The following is a 23,574-nucleotide window of genomic DNA, read 5'->3' on the forward strand; positions in this document are numbered from 1 at the left end:
CTTCGCCCGGCGACGCCGCCCGCGCCATCCGTTGCCCATCTCGACGTCTTCGGTGCGACCGCCCGCTCGTCGCGATGGCAGGGGTCACCTCAGCGCGGTGGTGATCACATACCGCGTCTTGCCCGACTCCGGATCATCGCAGTGCTTGTAATACTGTCCGGGCCGGTGGAGCTTCCCGCAGATGTCCTGGCAGCTCCCGACGATCTCGATCATCCCGCAGCCCTCGAGATCCCCGTCCGCGCCCGGGTGGCCGGCGGCGCAGTCGCGCCGCGCCGCGCGCGCGACACCGACGTTCGCGTCGTTGTAACAGGCGCTCAGGTAGGGCGTCTTCGCGAAGAGGTTCCCCCAGAAGGCGCCTTCGACATGCGGGTACTCGGCGAGCTCGCCCGACTCGACCTCGTGGCGCAGCGGGTTCTGCGGGGAGCGCATCGAGATGAGGACCGATACGCCGTAACGGTTCGTGTGGGCCGCGAGGCACGCGGAGACCATCTGCTTGCCGTCCTCGTCGAGCGGGCGCCTGTCCCACCGGTCGGCGAGGCCGAGGTGCCCGGGGTAGACCTCGTTGTGGGTCGCGCCCGCGGCGTCGGTCCACGAGAAGCGGAACGACTGGGACTCGTTGAACGCGCAGCTGACCGTGTACTTCACCAGCGTCCGAAAGAGATCGCCGCCCACGCCGGGAGCCCTGAGGGCGGAGGCCGCCTCCGGCCTCAACGCGTTGTAGCTGAGCGCGTTGTAGCTCAGCGCATTGTAGCTGAGCGCGTTGTAGCTCAGCGCATTGTAGCTCAGCGCATTGCCGCTCTCGATCGCGTCAGCGCTCGAGCCGAGCTGCTCTGTTTCACCATCCTCTTCAAACGCCAGCTCGGGCGCGACGCAGCCATTCGCCACGAGAAGGACGCCAGCGCATCCAAGTACCGCTTTGATGTTCACGTGATGAGACCTCGGTAGCGGGCCAAGGGGAGCGCTCACGCTCCCCGATCGCAGCACGCCCTCCGGCCGTCGCTCAACCCAACGACGACCGGGAACTCTCCACGTCTATGGACATCGTACGGCGATTCACGTCGTCTGTCAGCCCTTAAATCGACGTCCCGTGCAGATTCACCCGTAGGAAAGCGGCGCTTGTTTGAGCGCAGTTGAGCGCAGTTGAGCGCAGTTGAGCGTAGTTGAGCGTAGTTGAGCGCAGTTCCGCGTAATTCCGCGCAGTTCCGTTCAGCTGCGCTCAGTTCCGACCCGCCCCGACCCACTGCGCCGCGAGCTCCAGGGTGCGGGCGTTGTCCGGGACGTGGGAGAGAAAGCGCCTGCGCCACTCGGGGTCGCGGACGCTCTCGGCCCGGCCGAGCAGCCTTTCGCGCGCCGAGGAGATGGCCACCGCGGCCCGGGCCGCGTCGCCGACCGCGGAGAACGCCTCGGCGTGGACCAGCCGGATCATCGACTCGCCCTCCTCGAGCCCGCCGAGCGACTCGAGCGCCGCCAGGGCCTCGCCGGCGGCCGCGAGCGCCTCGGCCGCGCGCCCCAGCCCGATCAGCGCGCGGGCGCGGATCGCCGTGGCCGCGACGCGCAGCGGCGACGCGCTCTCCAGCGCCTCGGCGTGGCGCGCCTCGCGCTCCGCGCCCGCGAAATCGCCGGCGAGCAGGGCGATCTTCGCCAGGTAGGAGCGCGACACCACCTCGGCGCGCGGGTCGCCGAGCCGCTGGCTCGACGCGAGGGCCGCCTCCTCGACGGCCCGCGCCTCGGCGAGCCTGCCGCGGTAGGCGAGGACCTGCCCGAGGCTGGCCTGCGCCGCCGCCGCCACCTCGTGGAGGCCCATCCGCTCCGCGGCCTCCATCACGGAGCGGAGCGCCGCCTCGGCGCCGCCGAAGTCGCCGAGCTCGCCGTAGCAGTAGCCCAGGTTCGCGCGGGTGATGCACGCGTTGCGCCGGTCGCCGACCTGCTCGAACGCCGCGAGCGCGGCCTCCAGGCCGGTGGCGCAGGCGCCGGGATCGCCCCCGCTCATGGCGCGGAAGGCGCGCGCCTGGTGGAGCCCCGCGACCACCTCGGCGCCCGTCCCGGCGCCGGTCGACGCCCCGTCGGAGAGCGCGCGCTCCACCTCCGCGATGAGCGCGTCGACCACCGCGGGCCGCCCGGCGAAGGCCAGCGTCGAGGCGCCCGCGCAGAGGCACGTGCTCCTCGCGCTCTCCGCGCCCGGGAGCGCGGGCGCGCCGATCGCCGCGCCCATCCAGCGCTCCACGCGGTCGAAGCCGCCCAGCTTGCTCGCCGGCGCGACCACCTGCGCGACGGCCGTGAACCACGGCGCCGACCCGGGGGTGAGGTGCTCCACCGCCGCCGTGCCCCGCTCCTCGGCGAGCGCGAGGTCGCCCCGCCACACATGCGCCTCGGCCTGGATCAGCCGGAGCGCCCCCACCACCGCGGGCTCCGGCGCGCACGCGAGCCCGCGCTCGGCCCGCGCGATCGCCGCGCCGAGATCGTTGCCCTCCAGGGCGTGCTGCGCCGCGCGCAGGTACGCCGCCGCGGCGCGCGCGGGCACGGCGCCGCGCTCGAAGTGCTCGGCGAGCGCCATGGCGTCGGGCTCGCCCGCGCCCTCCAGCCAGTCGCCCGCCAGCGCGTGGCCGAGCCGCCGGTCGGCCTCGGTCAGCATGCCGTACGCCGCCTCGCGCACGAGCGCGTGGCGGAAGCGGTACTCGACCTCGCCCCGCAGCCGCCCGGGGCCGCGCCGGTGGATCACCTCGCGCCGCTCGAGTTCGGAGAGCCAGCGCGTGACCCCGGCGCCGCCGAGCAGCGCGCTCACCCCGCTCGGCCAGAACGCCTGGCCGAAGACGCTCGCCGCCCGCAGCACGCGCCGCGCGTCCGCGTCGAGCGCCTCGATGCGCGCCTGCACCATCGCCAGCACCGTCTCGGGCAGGTCCGCGCCGTGGCCGGCCGCCACCGCCCGGACCTGCTCTTCGAGGTAGAACGGGTTGCCGTCGGCCCGGTCCACCAGCGTGGCCACGAGCTCCGCGCGCACCTCGTCGCCGAGCGCCGCGCGCACGAGCCGCTCGCTCGCCCGCCGCGTGAGCGGCGGCAGCATCAGCTGGTTGCCGAACCTCCCGTTCGCGAGCGTGGGGAAGATCTCGTGCACCTCGGGGCGCCCCAGCCCGAGCACGAGGAACGGCAGGTCCTTCAGGCTCCGGAGCGCCGCCTCCACCATCGTCAGCGTGGGCAGGTCGCCCCACTGGAGGTCCTCGAGGATGAGCATCACCGGCTGCTTCGCGCACTCGGCCCGGATGAACTCCTCCCACGACAGCCGCAGCTGATCGCCCATCAGCAGCCGGTTGCGCCGCGCGGCGCCGACCTGGATGTCGTCGTCCGGGAACGGCGCGCCCACGAGCTCGCCGAGGAAGGCGCTGACCCGCCCCACGTCGAGCTCCGGGTGGCGCTCGACCCGCGCCCGCACCTTGCGCCGCCGCTCCTCGAGCGGCTCGCCGTCGACGATGCCCATCACGCCCCGCAGCGCGCGCGAGAGCAGCCCGAACGCCGAGCCCGAGCTCATCGGGTCGCCCTGGCCGAACCACACCTCCACCTGCGCTGCGCTTCCGCCGTGGGCTCCGCTGGGACCGTGGGCGCCGTTGTGGCCGTGGGCGCCGTTCGCGCCGTCGGCCCCGCTCGCGCCGTCGGCCCCGCGCTCGCCGCTCGCGCCGCGCGCCGACACCTTGGCGAGGAACTCCTGCCGCAGGCGCGATTTGCCCATCCCCGCCGCCGCGACCACCAGCATCGCGCCCGCGGTCGACTCCTCGATGCTCCGGTCGAGCTCCGCGGTCAGCACCGCGAGCTCCCGCTCCCGCCCGACGCACGCCACCGGCTTGCCCAGCAGCGCCGGCGCGGTCGCCACCTTGTGGTCGTCGCGCGCCCCGTGCAGGAAGCGCGCGCCCCCCTCGCAGCTCGTCTCGAACCGCCCGCCGAGCAGCCCGGCCGTCACGTCGTCGATGCGCACCGCGGCCGCGGGCGCCGGCTCGCCCCGCGCGGGCAGCAGCTGCACCGCCCGGTCGATGAGCTCCCCCATCGGGATGCGCGACGTGAGCTCCGCCCGCCCCGTGACGAGAGAGACCGGCGCGCCGCCGAGCAGCGCGCGCAGCGCGAGCGCGCAGCGGGCCGCCTGCGCCGCGAGATCGGTGGCCGCCTCGGCGCTCGTCAGCACCACGAGCGGCGAGCGCGCGTCGATGAGCTCGATCTGGCCCTGGTAGCGCGACGCGAGCGCGCGCACCTCCTCGGCGCGCTCCAGGGCCCGCGCCTGCTCCTCCTCGTGCGAGCGCGTCTCCTCGTCGGGCTCCGAGCGCTCGTGCGCGAGCACGAGGCACGTGACGCGCCGCTCGCTGCTCGTGAGCTCCAGCACGCGCACCGGCGCGGCGGGCTCGCCCCCGGCCGCCGCGCCGGCGCTGCGGAGATCGATCGCGCCGAGCGCCTCGGCCACGGCCGCGCCGTCGCGGGGCCGATGGTCCGGCTGCTTCGCGAGCATGCTGGCGACCAGCGCGTCGAGCGGCTCCGGCAGCTCGGGGCGGAGCTCGCGGAGGTGCGGCGGCTCGTCGAGGAGCACCTTGACCAGCACGGCGAGCGCGCCGACGCCCTGGAACGCGGCGCGCCCGGTGAGGCACTTGAAGAGCACGCAGCCGAGCGCGAACACGTCGGCGCGGGCGTCGACGCTCCGCTCGCCGCGCGCCTGCTCGGGCGCCATGTACTCCGGGGTCCCGAGGACGGTGCCCGGCATCGTGATCTGCTGGTCGAAGCGGAAGCGCGCGATCCCGAAATCGAGCACCATCACCCGGTCGAGCCGCCCGTCGGCGAGGAGCAGGTTGCTCGGCTTGAGATCGCGGTGCACGACGCCCTGCCGGTGGAGGGCGCCGAGCGTCCCGGCGACCCGCGCGACCACATCGACGCTCTCGGCGGCGGTGAGCCCCCGCTGCACCATGCGCTCGGCGAGCGTCTCGCCGGAGAGCCACTCCATCACCAGATACGGCTTGCCGCCGGCCGTGAGGCCGTGAGCGATGTACCGGACCACACCGGGGACGCGCAGCGCCGAGAGCGCCTCCACCTCGCAGGAGAAGCGGCGCTGCTCGCCCTTGCCGGCGCGGCGAAGCACCTTGAGAGCCACCGTGTCGCCGCTCGCCAGGTCGCGCGCCCGGTAGACGTGACCCATCCCACCCGAGCCGGCGAGGCCCTCGATCTCGAACCGCTCGTCGACGATCTCTCCCACGCGCATCAGCGGCCGTGGATCCAGCGATATCACGCGCGAGGCTCGCTTCGCTGTAGGGCATTCCTGCTTTCGCGATGGCGGGTGGGCGAGCGACCGACATGCGGAGTCAGCGCGTCTGCCCGGCGCGGAGCGTCATCACGACCCCGGTGGGCCTCGTTACGTAAGACAGCTCATGGTTCCTCCCGCGATCACAGCCAGGGTGAAGCGGTCATTGGCCAGAGAGGTCGCTTACCCAGGTGGGAAGGCGAGACGATGATTCGGGTTTTCTCCCTACCTTCCCGCCGTCGCGTCCCGTGGACGGCGCCATCGCGCTGCGGACGCGACGGAGTCGGGTGACCTCGCGCCATGTCGCGAGACACCCTCGTCGCGAGGAGCGCGCGCCCGGGAGGCGGCATTCCGTTCGTGTGGCACAGTTTTCCAAGAAAAGCGCCGGTGAGCGGTCGCCGGGGCTGCTGCTGGATCGCCGGCCGCGCCGCGCGGGGGCCATCCACCTCCTGGTGCTCCGCTCGGCGGCAGGGACGCGCGCGCCGGCGGCGGCCGCAGGTTCCAGCTGCAGCGAATTTTTCATGCACGGTCCACGCGCCACCTCAACCTGGTTGCGTCACCTCAACCTGGTTGCGTGCCTGCTCGTTGGCGTCACCTCAACCTGGTTGCGTGCCTGCTCGTTGGCCGGCCGGCCTCCGTCGGCGCCCTGGACCGCGCTCCGCGTCGCGGACGGCCCCCTGGCCGCCCCTGGCGGACGAGCTCATCGGAGCGCTCGGACGCGCCCTCCGGGCGGTACCGCCGCTCGGCGACCTCTCGAGCAGGCGCCTCGAGTGCATCGAGGGCGGCGGACGGGCGCACCCGCGGGCGCCGCCGCGACGGTTGCATGTTTAGCAAAATATTTCACAATCGCGCCGCGCTGACAGCCTGGGTGAGATGGCGCGGCGAACGTCATGGATGAAGTTTTCCCCCAGAGGCGTTATCTGCACCGGTGGAGCTTGCGAACTCGATCGGCGATTGAAGTTTTTGCCCCCTGACCTCGTCTGCGCCCCGTTGGTGTTCGCAGGCTCGCTCGGCGGCTAGGGTGTGTATTGACATCCAGCCATGGAGCTGCGATGAATGGGCGGAGCTTGCCCTTACCTGACAGGAGACGTCGGATGTCGATGAGCATGAAGCTGATGAGTGCCGTGTTGATGACCGTCGGCATTGGCTTTGCGGGCGCTGCGTGGGCCGCGGGTGGGGCTGCGGATGTCCCCGCTTCTGTTGCCGAGGGGAAGGATTTCGGTTGCGGTGCAAAGGGACAGAAGGCCTGTCCGATGCAGGGCTGGATGAAGACGGTCATGCAGTCCGCGACCACGAGCGGCGACGGCGCAAAGATCGCGTCGGCGCTGGAATACGTCGCGTCGAAGCCGCCGCCCGGGATGCCCAAGTGGGTCGCCATCTCGAAGGACGGCGTGGAGAAGGCCAAGAAGGGCGACATCGACGGCGCCAAGGCGAGCTGCAAGGCCTGTCACGATCTGTACAAGGCGGAGTACAAGGCGAAGCTCCGCGACGCAGCCTTCTGAGGCGTCTCTCTCCTCCTTCCCTCGCCCCTCCCTCCTCTACCCCTCGCGCCCAGCGCGCGCTCTCCTGGCCGCCCTGGCCGCAACCGCTCGCCAGGGCGCGCCGCAACCGCTGTCGGCCAAAACGCCGCTCGTCCGGCCCTGGCCGCCCATCGGCCGGGGCTCGCTCCTCGGTCCGCGGGCGCGGGCCGCTGCTCCCCCCCATCGACGCTGCTCCCCCCGGGCGCGCGGCCCGCGCCGCTCAGCAGGCGTTGCCGCCGGCGGCCGCGCAGATCTCCTCGGGCGCGAGCGTGCGGCCAAAAATGCGGAGGCTGTCGAGCAGGCCGTCGAACTCGTCTCCGCCCGAGGGCTCTTCCGAGCCGATGAAGATGGGCTGTTCGCCCGAGGCGAGCACCGCGCCGGAGGAGCTCCGGTCGATCTCGACGCCGTTCACGTAGAGGCGCTGCGTCTGGCCGTCGGAGAGACACGCGATGTGCGTCCACGCCCCGGGGACGATGGAATAAGGCACGTTCCGCTCGACCCCCATGGTGCAGCGGATCTCCCCGCTCGGCATCAGGAAGATCGAGGGCTTCCCGCCGCTGTCGATCACGGCGTATCGCCCGCTCTTCGGCAGGGAGGCCGGGTTGATCCAGACATCGATGGTCATCGCCGGGGCGGTCCACGCGGCGTCGTGGCGGAATCGGAGGCGGCTCCCCCGCGTCACCCGGAGCGCCTGGCCGCCCTTGCCGGGCTCGTAACTCAGGTTCTTCGCCTGCTCCGGCTTGAAGCGATGCAGCGAGCCGTCGCCGGGGTCCCCCTCGAACGCGAAGCACGCGATCAGCGACGGATCCGCGGCGTCGCACAGCGCGGCCGGCTCCTCCGCGGGCTCGTCGACGGGTTCTTCCGCGGGCTCCTCTCCAGGGACCTCGACGGGGTCTTCGGCGGGCGCGTCCACCGGCGCCTCGGCGGGAGCTTCACCGATGTCTCCGGCGGGCTCCTCGGCGGGTTGCTCCGGTCGAGGCTCGGCTCGCTCTGGCTGGCGTGTGCCCCTCGCGTCGAGGGCGCAGCCCGGCAGCGACAGCAGCAGAGCGGCCATGCCGACCAAGCAATGTGGAGACCGGCGAGAGGGATGAATCATATTGCGTCTCCTGCGGCCGGCAGCCTATCCCAAAAGACCGCGCCATGTCACCGAGAGTCGTACGAGACTTCGATCGACGCAGCGCGCTCACCGGGCCCGCCCGGCGCGCCGGCCGAGCCTCTCCCCCTTTCAGGTTGCCTGAGGCGCGCCTCGCGCCGAAATCGCGTCCCTTCGAGAGCCCATCGCCGTGCGTCGGGGCGCTGGACAGCCTCTCTGTAATACCCGTCTCTGGGACATCGAGAGCATAACTTTTCATGGCCATGAAGGGAGAGCTCATGTGCCTCGACGGGGCGTCGTCCTCGGTGATGGGCGCCCCGTACATCGCGGCGCGGGCTGTTCAATTCCAGCGGACGATGAGGTATGCTGTCGCCGGATGCCGGGGCACTCTTCAGGTCGCGCCGCAGGCTCAGCGCTTCGCGCGGGCTCGCTCGCCGCGGCGGTCGTCTATCGCTGCGGCGCGGCGCTCGCCCAGCCGGCGGCCACCCCGATCCCGGAGGAGCCGGCGCCCGTCGAGCAGGGTCCCGGGCGGGCGCCGGGGCTCCGGGGCGGGGCGCCGCTGCTCCACCTCGGCGCGCGCGACAACGCGCTTCGCACGAGCCGGTTCGGCTGGACCACCAGCGCCACCACCGACGTCTTCGGCCTGGGCGGCGAGCTGTACGGGGTCGACGGCGAGCGCGCCGACATGTCCTTCTCGCTCGCTCCTCGGTACTCGTTCGTGAGCACGAAGGAGCACTGGGCCTGGGTGGGCACGGACGTCACGCTTGCGCTGGAGCTCACGGACAGCGATGTCCCCGGCGAGGGCGCCGTCCCCCTGGCCGACCTTCCCCTTCAGGCGGCGTACAACTACACCTTCTTTCAGGACGGCAGGGGCCTCCTCCTGCTCGGCGGGCCCCGGCTCGCCGTCCTGTTTCCGACGTCGGCGGCGAGCCAGCACATCGGCGTCTACGCGCGCACGCGGCTCGGGCTCGGCGCTCTCGGGAACGTCCCCCTGCTCGAGGGAGCGTGGCTGAACGGGGCCTTCTTCTCGGCCGGCGGCAGCTGGCAACACCTGTTCTCGCAGGCCACCACGCCCGCGCACGGCGGCGCCCACCGCCCGCGGCAAGACCCGTCGGGCGAGGTGCTCCTCGACGAGCGGCTCTCGGGTCGCTTCCTGGAGCGCGATCGGCTCTCCGCGGGGCTGAGCTTCTGGGTCAACGTCTGGGGCGACCTGTCGGTCGGCACGACATGGGGGCTCGGGGCCGGGTTCCGCGATTCGCCGTCCGACGGCGAGTGCGTCCAGACCGTGACCGGGTGCGTGTCCGTGGAGCCGCGCGGCTCGTCGACAGCGACGTTGGCGTACACCACGTTCGGGGTGTCGCTGAGCTACCCGGCCGCGGACATCGCCTGGTTCGAGCTCGGTTACGACAACACCGCGTCCACCGTGGCGGAGGACGGTCGGCGCCCTTCCTTCTTCTACAGCCCCGGAGCGCAGCTGTACCTGACCATGACCCTGTTCCTCGACAGCCTCTACGCGGTGGCGACGGCGCCGCCGGCCGCCGCGCGCTGAGGGCAGAGAGGGGGTGAGGCGATCGAGCGGCTCAGCCCGCGGGCACCACCGTAGAAATGGCGATGAAGCGCGACCGGCCTGGCATCATCGTGGCTGTCCGCACGCCGGCCGCCCGCTCTCGAGATCGAACGAGTCGCCCGCGCTCAGCACGTGGAGCCGCACGTCGAAGAGGCTGAGCACGCGGTCGCCCTCCTCCTCGCCGATGTTCGTATGGCTGAGATTGCGCGCGTCGACGACGTAGACTGCGCCCGTTCCCAGCGCGCGCAGGCGGCGATCCGGCTCGATCACGGCGGCGGTGTCCTCGTCGATGCCGATCCCGAGCAAGCGGGGGTTGTGGGCCACGGCGCCGAGCAGGCGGCCGAGCCTGCCGCGCTGGGCGAAGTGCTGGTCGACGAGGAGATCGCGCACCAGCCCGAGGCCGGGCGCCATGCGCACGGCGCCGCGCACCTTCGCGGACTCCTCGCCCGCGCCGCCCACGAGCATCGTCTCGCTCATGACCGAGGCGCCGGCCGAGGTGCCCGCGATGGTGCCGCCGCGCCGGTATACCGCGCAGATCGCGTCGGCGAGGCGGCTGCCCCCGAGCTTGCTCGTGATCTTGAGCTGATCGCCTCCGGTGAAGAACACGCACCCTGCCCCCTCGAGCATCCCCAGCCAGCGCGCCTCGCCGGCGTCGCCGCGCTGGGCGATGTCGAGGTGGCTCACCTCGGCCGCGCCGAGCGCCCGGAAGACCCGCTCGTACTCGACCCAGAGCTCGCCGGCGACGTCGCTCGCGACCGTGGCCACCACGATCGGCCGCCCGGCGGCGCGCGCCACCACGTCGCGCAGGATCTCCCGCGCGCCCTCCTTGTCTTCGTGTCCCCCGATGAGCACCAGCGCGCCGCCCGGCCGCGCGCGCGGCCCGCCCGCCGGAGGACCCTTGTCCGGCTCCTCAACGTTCCTTTTGCTTCCGACCATCTCCGGCGCGACGGCCTCCCCGCCCTCGATGAGCGCGAGCATCAGACGGCCAGGAGCGCGTCCTCGCGGCGGCGCGAGCGGAGCCGGGTCCCGGACCGGAGCTCGGGCACCGCATTGACCGCGACTGCCCCCATCCGGGTGAGCATCTCTTCCATCGCGGGCGCCTCCTCGGTGAACAGCACGATGACCTCGCCCGGCTCCGCGGTGGCCAGCGCGTGCTCGATGGCCTCGTGCTCGTCCGGGATGACCGCGCTCGCCTGCTCGGGCCGCACCTCCGCCACGACCCGCTGCACGAGCGCCGGGAGCTCCCCGGGCGCGCGGCCCCGACGGTCGCCGTCGTCCTTCGCGACGATGCGGTGGAAGCCGCCCTTGGCGATCTCGCAGGCGCACGCCTCGAGCAGCGCGTTCGAGCGGTCGCCGGGCAGGCTCACGATGGCCGTGAGCCGCCGCCCCTCCCACTGGGCCGCGAGCGCGCACGTCGCCTGGAAGGCGCCGGGGTTGTGGCCGTAGTCGACGAGCACGTAGTTGTCGTCGAGCTGGTAGAGGTTCATGCGGCCGCGGTTCTTGCCGCACGCGTCGAAGGTCCGGAGGGCGCTCTGGATAGTGTCGACCGGCACCCCCTGGGCGCGGCACGCGGCGATCGCCGCCATGGCGTTCTGGACCTGGAAGAGCGCCGCGCCCGCGAAGGTCGCCGGGATCTCCGCCGCCCCGACGATGTGCCGCTCGCGGGTGCCCTCGAGCTCCACGATGGATCCGTTCTTCAGCGCGTAGCCCGTGCCGCCCTGGCCAATTGCCACAGGGTGGTCGATTGCCCCTCTCCGCTTCAGCTGAGGCTGGCATTCTGATTGCGGACGTTGCCGCCGCACGGCTGACTGCCGATCTCCTGCTCGGCCTCCTGCATCGGCTCTCGCTGCTTGCCGGCGAGAGTCGAGAGCCCGTCACGCCAGGATCGTGGGGTGAGCATGCGGCGTCGCGCGCATGGTCGAGCGCAGCGTCGCGCGACCTCGCGCGCCGCCGCCAACCCGCCTCACCCCGGCGTGCGCTTGGCGCGGCGGAGCTCCGCGGCCGCGCCCTTCCCCTCCTCGGGCTGGCAGGTCGGACAGTAGATCGCGTCGTAGCCGTGGAGGCTCGCGCGGCGGAGCTTGTCGCCGCAGCGCGGGCACGGCTGGCCCGGGCGCCCGCGGACCTTGAGGAAGTCGCGGAGCTTCTCGTCGAGCGCCGGCGCCCGCTGGGCGATGGTCCGGGTCGCGTCGCCGAGGACACGGGCGATCGCCGCGTGCAGGCGGTCGAGCTCCGCCTCGGAGAGGCCCTTGACCGTGGCCTTCGGGTGGATCTGCGCCTCGAAGAGCACCTCGTCGGCGTACGCGTTCCCCAGGGAGTCGAGCGCCGCCTTGTCCATCAGGAAGTCCTTGACCAGGCCGCGCCGCCCGCACGCGGCCGTGCGGAACGCGTCCTGCGTGAACACCTGCGGATCGAGGACGTCGAGGCCCACGCGCTCGAGCCCGGGGATCTTGTCGAACTCGCCCCGCGCGAGCACGTAGATCTTGCTCATCTGCACCTCGTCGCGGACCCTGAGCTCGCGCCCGTCCTTCAGGGCCAGCGAGAACGCGAGATCGGTCGGGATCCGCGTCTCTCCGGGCAGCGTGATCGAGAATCGCCCGGCCAGCATCGGGGCGACCACGAGATCGAGCGCCCGCGCCCCGGCGAGCTCGAAGACCACGGCGTGCGCCCGCCGCCCCACGCGCCGGATCTCCGCGCCCGGCAGGAGCGCGTCGAGGCGCTCCGGGAGCAGGACGCGCAGCACCACCGGACTGTCGGCCCGGGCCGCGGCCACGGTCGCGCCCGCGAGCTCGCGCGCGAGGATCGGGACGACGTACTCCAGGTCGGGTCGCTCCGGCACGAGCCCAGGATACCCATCTCGCCGCGGAGATCGCGCGCGACCTCGGGCCTGGCGGAAAGAAATGAGGCGGCGAGCGGCTCAGGCGCTGATCCGCGGAGCCTGCTCGCCGCGCGCGGCCTCCCGCCCCTCGCCCTCCTCCGCCTGCCGATCGCCGTGGGCCGCGAGATCCCGGCCGCGCGCGAGCGCGTACACGGCGCGGATCCGCGCCGCCGCGAGGGCAGGCCCCGGCTCCGGGTTCAGGAGCACGGCGCCGTCGTCGAGCTCCAGCGCCATCGGGATCACGCCCCGAGGCTCGAGCGCCGCCCGGAGCTCCTCGAAGGCGATCGCGCCGTTCGCCCGCTCCCCGCGGCCGGACGGCGGCGCCTCGACGCGCACGAGATCCTGCCCGCCCTCGCCGAGGAGCTCATCGTAAAGGGTCGTTACTCCCGGCACGAAGGCGCTGTGGACCATGAAATAGTTCTTGATGCGCTCGGTGCTGACGAGGCTGAGCCGCAGCCGATCGGGCCCGGCGAAGCCGCACTTGCCGGCGTCGAGGAGGCTCCGGACGTGCTCGCCCTTGGCCACCGAGGAGAACTCCGCGAGCACGTGCAGCCGCGCGCCGTGCGCGAGCTCGCCGCTCTCCAGCGCCCGCGCGAAGCGGATGAGCCGCATCGCCGTGCGCGCGTCGCGGTCGAGCCCCTCGGGCTCGCTCAGGAACACCGCGGCGGAGGCCGGCGCCCCGCGCGCCGCGCAGCGCACCGCGAGCGACGCGAGGTCGTGCCCGTGCTGCGTGTGCACCGTGGCGCTGCCGCCGCGCGGAAGCGCGAGCTTGGCCCCGTCCTGGCCCGGCGGCGCGCCGTCCGGCGCGGGCGTGACGCCGAGCGAGGCGAGCCGATCGGCGAGCGGCATCCGCTCGTCGCCGCGCTCGCCGAGGACCAGCGTCACCTCGATCCCCGGGACGAACTGCGCGAGCGCGTGCAAGAGCGACGGCAGCGCGGGGCTGTACCCGACGATCAGCACCCGATCGAGGCGGCTGCGGCGCTGCGAGAGCGTCGCCGCCCACGCCCGCGTCGCCCCCGCGCCGTCCGTCGGCCCTGCGTCGTTCGCCGCCGCCCCTGCGCCGTCCGCGCGCGCCCCCGCGCCGTTCGCCGCCTCGGCGGGCGCGATCCCCCGGCCCATCAGCAGCTCTCGCCCGTAGCGCCGGAGCGGCGCGTAGGTGGCCGACACGCCGATGAGCCCCCGGAGCCGCCGCGCCGGCACCCGGCCGGCCCGCGCGCCGAGCGCCCACGCCGGCGACCCCTCGGGCGGGTCGAGCAGCGGGTTCAGCCACTGCACGAGCCCCTCCGTCGACACGAGCTCGCCCGCGCGGCGCTCCGGCGCCGCGTCGCCGAGGAAGACGCCCGCGAGGATGACGTTGCTCTGGCAGGCCGCGCGCGCCATGCGCGAGAACGAGATCTCGCCGCCCGGCCCCTCGCCGAGCGCGGCGACGGTCCGGGCCGCCTCCTCGCCGAGGAAGATGTGCGTGTAGAACTCCGACCCGTCGGCGGTCATGAGGTCGGTGTAGAGCGCCTCCACGCCCGGCGTGATCAGGTGCTGGCACAGGAAGAAGCCGAGGAACCGCTGCATGTCGAGCGGATAGGTCCCCGGCCCGCCCACCGCCTGGAGGAGATCGCGGTTCTTGCTCTCCTGCACCTCGACGAACACGTGGCCGCGCCGGTTCTGCGTCCGGAACGAGGAGAGGGCCATCGCCGTCACGGCGTCCGCGTCGGGCCCGGCGTCGGGCCGCGCGAGGATCAGCGCCCGCTTCGCGCCGGCGGCGCCGACGAGCTCGAGCGCCTCGGGCTGCGCGCTGTCCCCCTTGCGGTAGGCCACCCAGCGCATCCTCGGCGCGTAGAGGTACGCCGGCGGGTCGTCCTCCGCGCCGAGGAGCGCCATCCGCGGCAGCGCGTGCCGGGTCGGCGGCGGACCGCGGCGGACGAGCCACACCCAGAGCTCCGAGAGCCGGATGCTGCGCAGCGCCCGGTGGCGCTCGTACAGCCGGACGAACTCCTGCACCAGCATCTCCGCCTCGTGGACCGGCCCGATCACGAGCGCGTGCCCGGCGTAGCCGACCGGCCGCCGCCGTGCCGCGCGCACGACCTGATCGACCACGTTGGCGCCGATGCCGATGATGAACGACGTGATGAAGACGCCCACCACCGTGAGGCCGAGCGACAGGACCGCGACGACGGGGTGCACGTGGAGGTTCGCGACGAGGTTGTCGGCGCTCTCCAGCTGCCGGAAGGACCACCAGATCCGGTCGAAGAACGTGGTGTCGGGGACCGGGCCGCGGCCGTCGTAGTCGTGGGAGATCGCGAGGTGGCTGAGCAGCACGGAGGCGCCGAACGCGAGCCCCCAGACGGCCAGCGTGACGAGCCCGAACTGCTCGAGCAGCTCGCGCCGGGTCATGATCGCGTAGAGGTCGATCGCGATCTCGCGCGTGAAGCGCAGGAGCAAGAAGAGCCGCGAGAGCCGCAGCACCGGCAGGGCGTGGGCCGCGTGCGCGTCGAGGAGCCGCTCGAGCGGCAGGAAGCTGAGCCAGGCGATGACGTCGAAGGCGAAGAGCAGGACGTCGAGGCGCGATCGCTCGCGCCCGCGCTGCCGCAGGAGGACGGCCCGGAGGAGGAGCTCGACGCCGAAGATCCCCAGGAAGTACGGGCGGAGCTCGTCTTCGAGGCCCGGGACGGGCAGGACCGAGACGAGGATCAGGAGCGAGAGCGCGGCCTTGACGGGGCGGGTCTCGAGCCCGCCGGCGAGGCGGAGGAGCAGGGGCTGGCGGGGCGCCATGGGCGCGAGGATAGAGGAAAGGCGCCCTCGCGCGGCCGCTCAGGGCGCCGCGCTGCCCGGACCGGCGTTGGCGTGCTCGTAGAAGCGGTTCGCGGGGTAGGTGCCCGCCGTGGAGCTGTAGGGGCGATCGACGGTCGAGGCGTGCCAGGGAGCCTCCGCGCGGATGTGGGGGCCGAGGGTCGAGTTTCGGAGGATCGCGTGGCCGTTCGGGTAGACGCCGCTCGCGACGCTCGCGGCGTACGTCGCGAGGTCGTTCTGCCCCTCGTCCCAGGCCCGGCCGAGGTAGACGAGCCCGGCCGGCGTGCCGGCCTCGGCGGTCAGCTCGCTGTCGATGATGAGGATGCCGTGGTCGTTGCGGGCATCCGTGCTGGGAGCGACGATGTACCCGCCCTTGTTGCCCTGCCGCGCGGTCAGGTACCTGATCGTGCAGCCGTCGAGCACGAAGGTGCCGCGCCCGAAGATGAAGTCCACGTCGCCCTCCACGTGGCAGCCCTTGAAGTAGGCGCGCGACACCGTCCCTGCGTTCGGCGTCTTGACGTAGAGCGTGTCTTGATTGCCGAGCAGGCGCACGTTCTCGAAGATCAGCCGGTCGGCCTGCGTCATCAGCGCGACGGCCTGCGTGCCGCCGCCGGAGACGGCGCCCTCGTCGGTGTCGTTCGCGATGGTGAGGTTCTTGGCCCGAAAATCGTCGGCGTAAGCGGCGAAGGTCGCGCTGCCGCTGGTCCCGTAGGTCGTCCCGCTCAGGTTCGGGTTGCAGGGATTGGCGGGCGAGCCCGCCCGCTTGGTCTTGCCGTTGTAGTTGTCGTACGCGATGACCGTCCGGCTGGCGTCGGAGCTCTTGCCGTACAGCGTGATCGGCGGGGCCGACGCCGGCACACAGACCACCTCGCGGTAAGCGCCGGCCGCGACCTCGATGTAGATGCGGCTCGTCCCGCCGGCGGCCACCGCCGCGTCGATCGCGGACTGCACCGTCCTGTGGGTGCCCCCGCTCGCGGCGACCGTGTACCTGGGCGTGAAGCCGCCGACGTCGCCGGCGCCCGCGGTGGGATCCCAGCGGTCGGTCACGAGACCCGACGCGAGGTCGCCGGCCTTCTCGAGGTGCTTCAGGACGGTATGGCTCGCCGCCTGCGCGCTCGTGAGCTGCGGTCGGGTCGCGGTGCTTGGCGCGGAGCCGCCTGCGCCCGAGCCGCCTGCGCCGGAGCCGCCCGCGCCGGAGCCGCCTGCGCCGGCGCCGCCCGCGCCGGAGCCCCCTGCGCCGGAGCCGCCCGATCCGGTCATGTCGCCCGTGGAGCTGCTCACGGGGCCAGCGCCCCCGTCCGACGAGCCGCCAGAGCCGGTGGCTCCGCCGGAGGACGAGCTGCTGGAGGCGCCCGGAGTGGCTGGACCTCCACCCGAGGAAGATGCGTCTGCCGGGCCCCCGCCGCCCGAATCGTCGCCGCCGCACGCGGGGAGACCGAGCGCGACGAGCACGAGAGGGAGCGAGAGCATCCGACGGGAATTGCCGGTCATGTCCACCGTTCGACCTTGCCTTTGCCGAGGTTGAGAGAAGCTCTGAGGTTGAGAGGAGCTCTGGCGCTGCAAGACACACACCACGCGGCGCGACGCCGCGCGGGCCCGCCCGCCGTGTCCACTCCGGGTTGACACAGTTGACAGCCGCGCGTGACAGCGCCGCCGGCGCGAATCGCGGCGCGTCTCATGTCCGCGGCGGCGCCCAGCGGCGCACGGTTGGACGGCCGAAGGCGTAGAGGGCGTCGAGCGTGCGGCGCGGAGGCTCGCGGAGGTAGGTCGCGCGGTGAATGGACCACGCGTGAAAGACGCACGCATCCCCGGCGCGCAGGGCGACGCGCACGGCGTTCGGCATGTCCGGCGTGGTCCGATCGGCGCCGCGCCGGATCCGGAGCTCGTGCGGGGTGTCCCAGCGAGCGTGGGAGCCGGGGACGATCTCGAGCCGGTCGTCGTCTTCGAGCGCCACCCGGAAGTGCACCGATGTCGTCGTCGCGACGACTGCGCGCTCGATTTCCGGATCGGGCTGGCCGAGCTGGCTATCTCGATGCCAGTCCCCGTCCCAGTCGCGCCTGGTCTGCTCGTGGTAGTAGTGTGCGTCCTTCAGGCGCGGCGTGTCTCCCTCCTTCGGACGCGCGAGACCGGAGAGCAGCTCGCAGACGCGCGGGGAGCCGACGAACGCGGCGATGAGCTCAAGCGCGCGCGGGTCGTCCTGGAAGCAGACGATGCCGTCGGTGAGGAGCGAGATCCTCGGGGTCGAGTGACCCGTCTCCTGGGAGAGCGCTCGTGTGCGAAGGAGCGCGGCGTCGCACGCGCGACGGAGCTCGGCGCGGCCCTCGGCGTCGAGGAAGGCGGGCACGACGAAGAAGCCGCGCGCGCGGAAGGCGTCCACTCGATCTCTCGTTGACGTGTTCATCATGACCTCGCGGCGATCGAGCTCGCGAAGATCACTCAATGGACGGTCCGAGGCCCACGCATCGCCAGCGCGACGAGGGGGTCGTGGGGAAACGGCCGCGGACGATGGGAGCTCGAGACGACGAGGCACGCGAGCCGCCCCGCGATCTCGAACGTCGCGAGCGCGGCCGGCGCGCCGAAGTACTCGATCGGCACGAGATCGACGCCGCGCGCGGGCGCCGGCGCGGAGCGCTCGTCGAGGATCCGCGCGAGGGCCCTCTGGTAGCCCTCGCCGGTCCTGGCCATCCTGGCCCGAACGTCCGCGCGCAGCTTCTTGTGGTGGTGACGGTTCCCCATCGGGCCTGTCCAGGTGATCTGCCGAGATCGATCCTTGTCGGCCGGCACCGACGGAGAGCGGCAGCATCACGAGCCAGGACCCCGAAGGGCAGCGCCCTCTTCGCCCCTCGCGCGAGCCGTGCCGGCGGCAGGCGAGGAGCCGGGCTCGGAGCAGCCCGATAGGCGCAGTATTCGCCGGACCGAGGCCGCTGTCAATGCACGTCAGAGGCTCACGCCGATGCCCGCCCGGAGCCGCGCGGCCAACGAAGGGGCCATCTCGGCCTCCTCGCTGCCCACGCGTCGCTGCTTGAGGACGTACGTCTGTGCTCCCCCTTCGAGGTGGAGGTAAAGCCCTCGGACGAGGTCGACGGTGACGCCGGCGCCGGCGCCGAAGGCGCCTGCGAGGCCGCGGCGTTCGGGCGCGCGCCCGAACGTCTCGAAGCGCTGCCTCATGACGGCGAGGCCGAGATCCACGCCGACGCCGAGGGTGATCACGGGGAGGTCCCATGCGTGGGACAGGCGCACGTCCAGGCCGAGCTCGTCGTTGCGCGCCGTGAGGCCCTCGTTCTGGAACCCGCTGCGGCACGCGCTGAGATGGGGCGCGATGCCGAGTTGCTGGAGCTCGATCCAGTAGCCGACGAACCCGCCGTGACAGAGCGAGTCCCCCCGCGACGAGGGGCGTCCTGAGCTGATAGCTGGCCACGGGCCCGTGCGCGACCTCGCGGACCCCGCCGCCCTTGCGCACGAGCCGGGCGAACATGACGCGGCTCAGCCGCTCGTCGCCCACGTCGATCGTTTGCCCGGCCTCGGCCTCGATCCCCCCTTCGAGGAGGAAATCGGGGCCTCGACCCCGCACGAAGTAACGGCGCCGCACGCGGCAAGCAGGAGCGGAAGAGCAAACGAGAGGATCGAACGAAGCTGCAAGCAGGAGCGGAAGAGCAAACGAGAGGATCGAACGAAGCCGCATGGCACTTCTCCGGGGTGAATGAAAAGGACAACGAGCGATGGTGAGCGCGCGGGCCAGCCGTCCGCGAGAGGGCGATGCGCGCAGCGCTGCCGTCGCCGCCGTGGGGCGGTCGTCGTCGCCGGAGCTCTCGTGGACGGACGGCGAGGCGCCTGCCGTCCCATGGCGCGGCGCCCGGGAAGGAACCGGGGGTCGCTCGCCCCTTCAACCTGGGTAGACCGCAGGGGGCCCGGTTCGGGCACGGAGCGGTGTCGATTCTTGTCGTTTCGTTATCGCTATATTTTTACGGCCCAGCGCCGTATGCGGCGGAGGGATCGCGAGACGCGAGGTCCTCGGCGATCCGGTGGTGAGCGGCGTGCGCACCCCGCTCGCGGAGGGCGGGCGTCGAGCGCGCCCTCCCCGGCGGGGCCGCTCACCGCTCGCGGAGCGGCCTCCCGCCGCGCGCTCGCTCCTCGCCCACCATGCGCCCGATGCAGTGCTTGAGGCCCGCCTGGAGGTCGGAGAGCGTCGTGATCTCGGCGAGGTCGAGCCCGAGCGAGACGACCGTCTGGGCGACGCTCGGCCGGATCCCGGTGATGATCCCCTCGGCGCCGAGGAGCCGGATCGCGCGGACGAGATCGACGAGGTAGCTCGCGGTCTTCGTGTCGACCGCCTCGACCCCGGTCAGGTCGAGGAGCGCGAAGCGGGCCTGGGTGCGCACGACGGCCTGGAGGAGGCTGTCCATCACCTCCGCGGTCCTCGCGCTGTCGACCACGCCGATCATCGGGAGCGTCAGCACGCCGTTCCAGACCTGGAGGATGGGGGTCGAGAGCTGGCGGATGACCAGCTGCTGCCGCTCAATCAAGGCGAGCCGATCGCGGAGCTCCAGCTCCGCGCGCCGCGACTCGGTGAGATCGAGGGTGATGCCGACCACGGCGCCCACCTCGCCGCGCTCGTCCTCGATCGGGACGAACCAGTTCTCGAGGGGCTTGCCGTTGGCCTCCGAGATGATGTGGAGCTGCTCCCCGCGCAGGGCGCGGCGCAACCCCTCGGTCTCGTGCTCCTTGTAGACGTCGAAGACGCTCCGTCCGATGAGCTGGCCTGGCTTCACGCCTGTCCCCGAGAGGCCCTTGCCGTCCAGGTAGGTGAACACGCCGCGGCCATCGGAGGCCCAGACGATGATCCTGAGGTTGTCGACCAGGGCGCGGAGGATCGCCTGCTGCTCGGCGTTTCGCCGGGACGCCTCGACCTCGGAGGTCACGTCGCGGCCGATGCACAGCACGCCGGCCGACGCTCCGCGGGGATCGAGCACGCGGTGGTGAGCCCACGCGCACGCGACGTGGCCGCCGTCGCTCCGGGGGTGGCGCAGGCGCCGTTCGCCGCTGTCCTCGTCGAGCAGGCGCCGCCATACGCCCTCGTCCTCGGGCGTGGGGAGCAGCTCGGCGATGGATCGGCCGACGGCTTCCTGCCTCGGCACGCCGAGCTGCCGCGCGGCGCTCTCGTTCCATTCCGTGATCGCGAGATCCAGGCCGTACTCGACCACCGCGAGCGGCGATCGGGCGAGCGTGTGCACGTGTTCCCTCATCGTCAGGAGCGCCGTCCGCCGGGTGCCGGCGGCTCGGCTACGCGCCAGCGTAACCCTGGGCCCCGTTGGCAGATCAAGCCCCGATGGAGGGCTGCGCGGGCGCGGAGACCACTTCTGAACACGGCGCCCCTGCTCGTCCGACAACGTGCGCGGGGCGCGGCGCCGGGGGGACCCGGCTCCGCGCGACGAGCAGCGGCGCCTCGCGCCTGGGGGCTCTCGAAGCCAGGACGAGCTCGAGAGGGGCAGAGCTCCCGAGGGCGGCCAGCGGCGTCGCTGAGCGTTCCGGGCCGGCGTCGATCGCCGCTGCCGCGGGGGGAGCCGTCGCGTTACGGCGAGCCGCCACCGGCCCCGGCATAGCCACCCGCGCCCCCGGTCCCCGGCCAGGAGCCGCCCACGCCGACGGTCGAGGTCTCGAAGCCACCCGCGCCGCCGGTCCCCGGCCAGGAGCCGCCCACGCCGACCGTCGAGGTCTCGAAGCCACCCGCGCCCCCGGCGCCCCCTTGGCCGTAGTAGTATTCGCTCGGGTCTTCGTAGACGTCGATGTTGATGTTCAGCTTGCCGTTGAGCCACAGCGCGCGGTCCCCGATACCGAACTGATACTGAGCCCAGGTCGTCGAGTGCGGCGAGACGTAGGTGTAGACCGTCTGCGACGACAGCAGCGTGGCCTCTACCGGCGTTACGGTCCCGCCTTGGACCTTCTCGAAGGTCCAGCCCGGCAGCAGGGTGACGTTGTACGAGCCCTGCTCGAGATCGACGAGGATGGAGCTCGCGTCGGGATCTTCGTCCTCGCTATTGACCGTCAAGACAAGGTTGCCGGGATACGAGGCACCGCCGCCGCTGGTGACGACGCCGACGCCGACGTTCTCGTCCTCGTAGTAGTAGTAGTAGCCGCTCCGGATCTCGAACGTGGCATTGCGCAGCCGATACTGCGCTCCGGACGGCGCCTCCGCCGCGAGCGGCAAGCTGATCGAGCCGAACACGTCTTCGTCATCGCCAGCCTGCGCGGTGCAACCGCCGAGCCCGGCCACGAGCGCCATGCCGGCCACCGCAAATGCCCCAAACCCCCTGAACATCTTCATCATTCTTCTATCCTCCCAACAAGCTACCGCTCGGGACCAGCAGTCGCGTGTGCCGCGGTCTGCCGCGGTCCCGAGCACGACCACTGCCAGGAGCAATTCGCGAACCAACCTGAAATTGCGGGAGATCCGCGCTCGCTTCCAGGGGCCTCCGCGACAGTGGCTCAAGTTGGCTCAGCCAGCTTGTGCCATCGCCGCGCGCGAATCGGTGAACCAGGCCACCGAGGACGCGCTCGCGGAGAGCGGGCTCGGCGCCACCGTCCTGCGCAACAAGGCGATCGCGCGTGGGACGCTGGATGTGGCCACGAACGCGGTGGAGGAGCTCACCGGAAGGCCCGCGGAGGACGTGCGGAGCTTCCTCGCCCGCCACAAGGCCGCCGTGCTCGCGCCGGTCGGGCCCTGAGATCGCCGCCTACCTTGCGTCGGTCGGCCAACCTGGGTGGGATCCTCAACCTCGGCTCGCCGGCCGGAAACAGGACAGCCGCGTTTGCGCCGGATCCTTTACGCTGACCTCCCGGCATCAGCCGGGAGGAGGCGTGTTCATGCGTCGATGGTCCGTTCTGCTGTACGCTTCAGCCGTCGTTGCTTGTGGTTCAGGGGACGGGTCGCCGAGCAGCAGCGATGCAGGCTCCGGGGGAAGCGGCGGTGGAGGGAGCAGTGGGCTCCCTCACGCGTTTCGCTACGGCGTCAACCTCGGTCACCGCAATGCGGCTTGGGGCGACGACAAGGAGGGGACGCTCGCGGCGCGAGCAGGCGTCCGCAGCCTCCGCGTCAAGCTCCCAGCGGCGCACCTCGCTACGTGGGGATACGATATCGAGCTCGGCGATATTCAGTCGTATGCGGCCCTGGGCATGGCCGACCATATCGGGTTTCTCATTGGATCCGAGTCGGTGGAGCTGACGACGGCGCCGCCCGGCGCGGCCGACTGGCAGAACGAGCACTATATCCCGAAGAGCCTCTACGAGCCGATCTTCGCGGCCGACGGGACGGTGAACCCGAACAACGCGTGGGCCTCTTACGTGTACCGGACGGTGGACACCTACAAGACCTGGATCCATGTGTGGCACGCGTGGAACGAGCCCGATTGGGTGGCCGACTGGCGCGTCACCCAGACGTGGGCCACCGAGCCGCCGAAGGCCGCCGATCTCCCCCGGTTCAACGGATCGATATTTGATTACATAAGAATGTTGCGCGTCACGAAGGAGGCCGCGCGCAAGGCGGATCCGAGCGCGCAGATCGCGACGGGGGGCATCGGATACCCGGCGTTCCTCTCGGCCATCCTGCGCTACACCGACAATCCCGAGGGCGGGGCGATCACGCCGAGTTACCCGGAGAAGGGCGGCGCCTACATCGACGTCGTCGACTTCCACTATTACCCGATCTTCAGCCCGAAGAGCTCGGACGCGTCCGTCGATGACCTCCTCGCATCGAAGGACGCTTTTGCCGCGGCGCTCGCCGAAGCCGGCGTGCAGGTGGAGGGGTGGAACGTCTCGGAGAGCGGCGCGCCGCTCGCGCCCACGCCGGAGTACCCGGAGGTCGGGAGCCCGGAGTATGCGCGCAACTACCTCATCAAGGTGATGACGCTGGCGCAGGCACACGGCATCGGCGGCGTCGACTGGTTCATTCTGTCCAACGGCGAGGAGGGGAGCGACGATGTGTTTGGGCACATGGGACTTTACAATGACGTCGGCGCGCTCACGAGCGTGGATCAGGCGACCAAGACCGACCTCGGCAAAGCATACACGACGCTCAACGAAGTGCTCTTCGGCGCGTCCTACGATGACGGCGCGACGAAGGAGCTCGCGCTGCCACGGGACGCGCGAGGTGTGGTGTTCGAGAAGGGAGGCAAACGCCGCATCGCCCTCTGGGCCGCGACGCCGAGCGACACGGAGGATGCGTCGGCGAACGTCGAGCTCGCGACGTCATCGGGGTTCGATGTCCATGCATGGGACGGCGCGCAGACATCAGCCGACGCGCGCGACGGCAAGGTGACGCTCGCCCTCTCGGGCAGCCCGGTGCTGCTGGTCGAGCGATGATCCGAGGCTCGACCCAGGCGAGACGCGCATGCCATGGGTGGCGGCCGGCAGGCGGTCGGCGCTGGTGGACGGCTGTACTACCCCAACCTGGGTAGTATGGGGTTACTGCCGATG

The 23,574-nt window shown here is 72.2% G+C and carries 17 protein-coding genes; 4 read left to right on the forward strand and 13 right to left on the reverse strand.

From position 1 onward, the window contains the following. Positions 1-84: 84 nt before the first annotated feature. Together WMF20_RS40150 and WMF20_RS40155 are read right to left on the reverse strand one after the other, a co-directional pair. Positions 85-927 (reverse strand): hypothetical protein, encoded by an 843-nt coding sequence (locus WMF20_RS40150; protein ID WP_437607015.1) that lies wholly within the window; start codon positions 925-927, stop codon positions 85-87. A 289-nt stretch (positions 928-1,216) separates the two neighbouring features. Further along, positions 1,217-5,227 carry a serine/threonine-protein kinase gene (locus WMF20_RS40155; RefSeq protein WP_437607016.1) on the reverse strand — a complete coding sequence of 1,337 codons (4,011 nt, stop codon included), beginning with the start codon at positions 5,225-5,227 and terminating at the stop codon, positions 1,217-1,219. Positions 5,228-6,366: 1,139 nt separating this feature from the next. Here WMF20_RS40155 and WMF20_RS40160 point away from each other — a divergent pair. Continuing rightward, on the forward strand, positions 6,367-6,768 hold the full coding sequence (locus WMF20_RS40160; protein ID WP_437607017.1) for a hypothetical protein: 402 nt from the start codon (positions 6,367-6,369) through the stop codon (positions 6,766-6,768). A gap of 238 nt (positions 6,769-7,006) precedes the next feature. On the opposite strand, the gene WMF20_RS40165 is transcribed toward WMF20_RS40160, so the two are convergent. Continuing rightward, positions 7,007-7,840 carry a LamG-like jellyroll fold domain-containing protein gene (locus tag WMF20_RS40165; RefSeq protein WP_437607018.1) on the reverse strand — a complete coding sequence of 278 codons (834 nt, stop codon included), beginning with the start codon at positions 7,838-7,840 and terminating at the stop codon, positions 7,007-7,009. A gap of 415 nt (positions 7,841-8,255) precedes the next feature. Between WMF20_RS40165 and WMF20_RS40170 the strand changes: the two genes are divergently transcribed. Next, the gene (locus tag WMF20_RS40170) at positions 8,256-9,428 is read left to right on the forward strand and encodes a hypothetical protein (protein WP_437607019.1); all 1,173 of its coding nucleotides are present in this window, start codon (positions 8,256-8,258) and stop codon (positions 9,426-9,428) included. Between the two features lie 84 nt (positions 9,429-9,512). Here the strand turns inward: WMF20_RS40170 and WMF20_RS40175 are convergent, their stop codons facing one another. From WMF20_RS40175 to WMF20_RS40220, 10 genes are all read right to left on the reverse strand, one after another. After that, entirely contained in the window at positions 9,513-10,424 is a 912-nt protein-coding gene (locus WMF20_RS40175) for a cyanophycinase (protein WP_437607020.1), read from the reverse strand. Next, on the reverse strand, positions 10,424-11,179 hold the full coding sequence (locus WMF20_RS40180) for a glutamate ligase domain-containing protein (protein ID WP_437607021.1): 756 nt from the start codon (positions 11,177-11,179) through the stop codon (positions 10,424-10,426). The genes WMF20_RS40175 and WMF20_RS40180 overlap by 1 nt, the downstream gene beginning before the upstream one ends. Positions 11,180-11,409: 230 nt before the next feature. Further along, on the reverse strand, positions 11,410-12,282 hold the full coding sequence (locus WMF20_RS40185) for a DNA-formamidopyrimidine glycosylase family protein (RefSeq protein WP_437607022.1): 873 nt from the start codon (positions 12,280-12,282) through the stop codon (positions 11,410-11,412). 78 nt (positions 12,283-12,360) lie between these two features. After that, entirely contained in the window at positions 12,361-15,087 is a 2,727-nt protein-coding gene (locus tag WMF20_RS40190; RefSeq protein WP_437607023.1) for a hypothetical protein, read from the reverse strand. Positions 15,088-15,126: 39 nt separating this feature from the next. After that, on the reverse strand, positions 15,127-16,386 hold the full coding sequence (locus WMF20_RS40195; protein WP_437607024.1) for a pectinesterase family protein: 1,260 nt from the start codon (positions 16,384-16,386) through the stop codon (positions 15,127-15,129). Positions 16,387-16,780: 394 nt separating this feature from the next. Next, positions 16,781-17,482, reverse strand: a complete 702-nt coding sequence (locus tag WMF20_RS40200) for a phytanoyl-CoA dioxygenase family protein (protein ID WP_437607025.1) — start codon at positions 17,480-17,482, stop codon at positions 16,781-16,783. A 59-nt stretch (positions 17,483-17,541) separates the two neighbouring features. Further along, positions 17,542-17,841, reverse strand: coding sequence for a hypothetical protein (locus tag WMF20_RS40205; protein ID WP_437607026.1), 300 nt, complete (start codon positions 17,839-17,841; stop codon positions 17,542-17,544). 201 nt (positions 17,842-18,042) lie between these two features. Beyond that, positions 18,043-18,345: a hypothetical protein gene (locus WMF20_RS40210; protein ID WP_437607027.1), complete on the reverse strand. Its 303-nt coding sequence runs from the start codon at positions 18,343-18,345 to the stop codon at positions 18,043-18,045. A gap of 851 nt (positions 18,346-19,196) precedes the next feature. Further along, a complete protein-coding gene (locus WMF20_RS40215) occupies positions 19,197-20,336 on the reverse strand; it encodes a PAS domain-containing protein (protein ID WP_437607028.1) in 1,140 nt (379 codons plus the stop codon). A gap of 338 nt (positions 20,337-20,674) precedes the next feature. Beyond that, positions 20,675-21,430: a hypothetical protein gene (locus WMF20_RS40220; RefSeq protein ID WP_437607029.1), complete on the reverse strand. Its 756-nt coding sequence runs from the start codon at positions 21,428-21,430 to the stop codon at positions 20,675-20,677. 202 nt (positions 21,431-21,632) lie between these two features. On the opposite strand from WMF20_RS40220, the gene WMF20_RS40225 reads away from it, so the two are divergent. Next, the gene (locus tag WMF20_RS40225) at positions 21,633-21,827 is read left to right on the forward strand and encodes a hypothetical protein (protein WP_437607030.1); all 195 of its coding nucleotides are present in this window, start codon (positions 21,633-21,635) and stop codon (positions 21,825-21,827) included. 448 nt (positions 21,828-22,275) lie between these two features. Then, positions 22,276-23,460 carry a hypothetical protein gene (locus tag WMF20_RS40230; protein WP_437607031.1) on the forward strand — a complete coding sequence of 395 codons (1,185 nt, stop codon included), beginning with the start codon at positions 22,276-22,278 and terminating at the stop codon, positions 23,458-23,460. The last annotated feature ends 114 nt before the right edge of the window (positions 23,461-23,574 follow it).

Origin of the sequence: Sorangium sp. So ce834 (genome assembly GCF_051521425.1) — a bacterium.
Lineage (GTDB): Bacteria > Myxococcota_A > Polyangia > Polyangiales > Polyangiaceae > Sorangium > Sorangium cellulosum_D.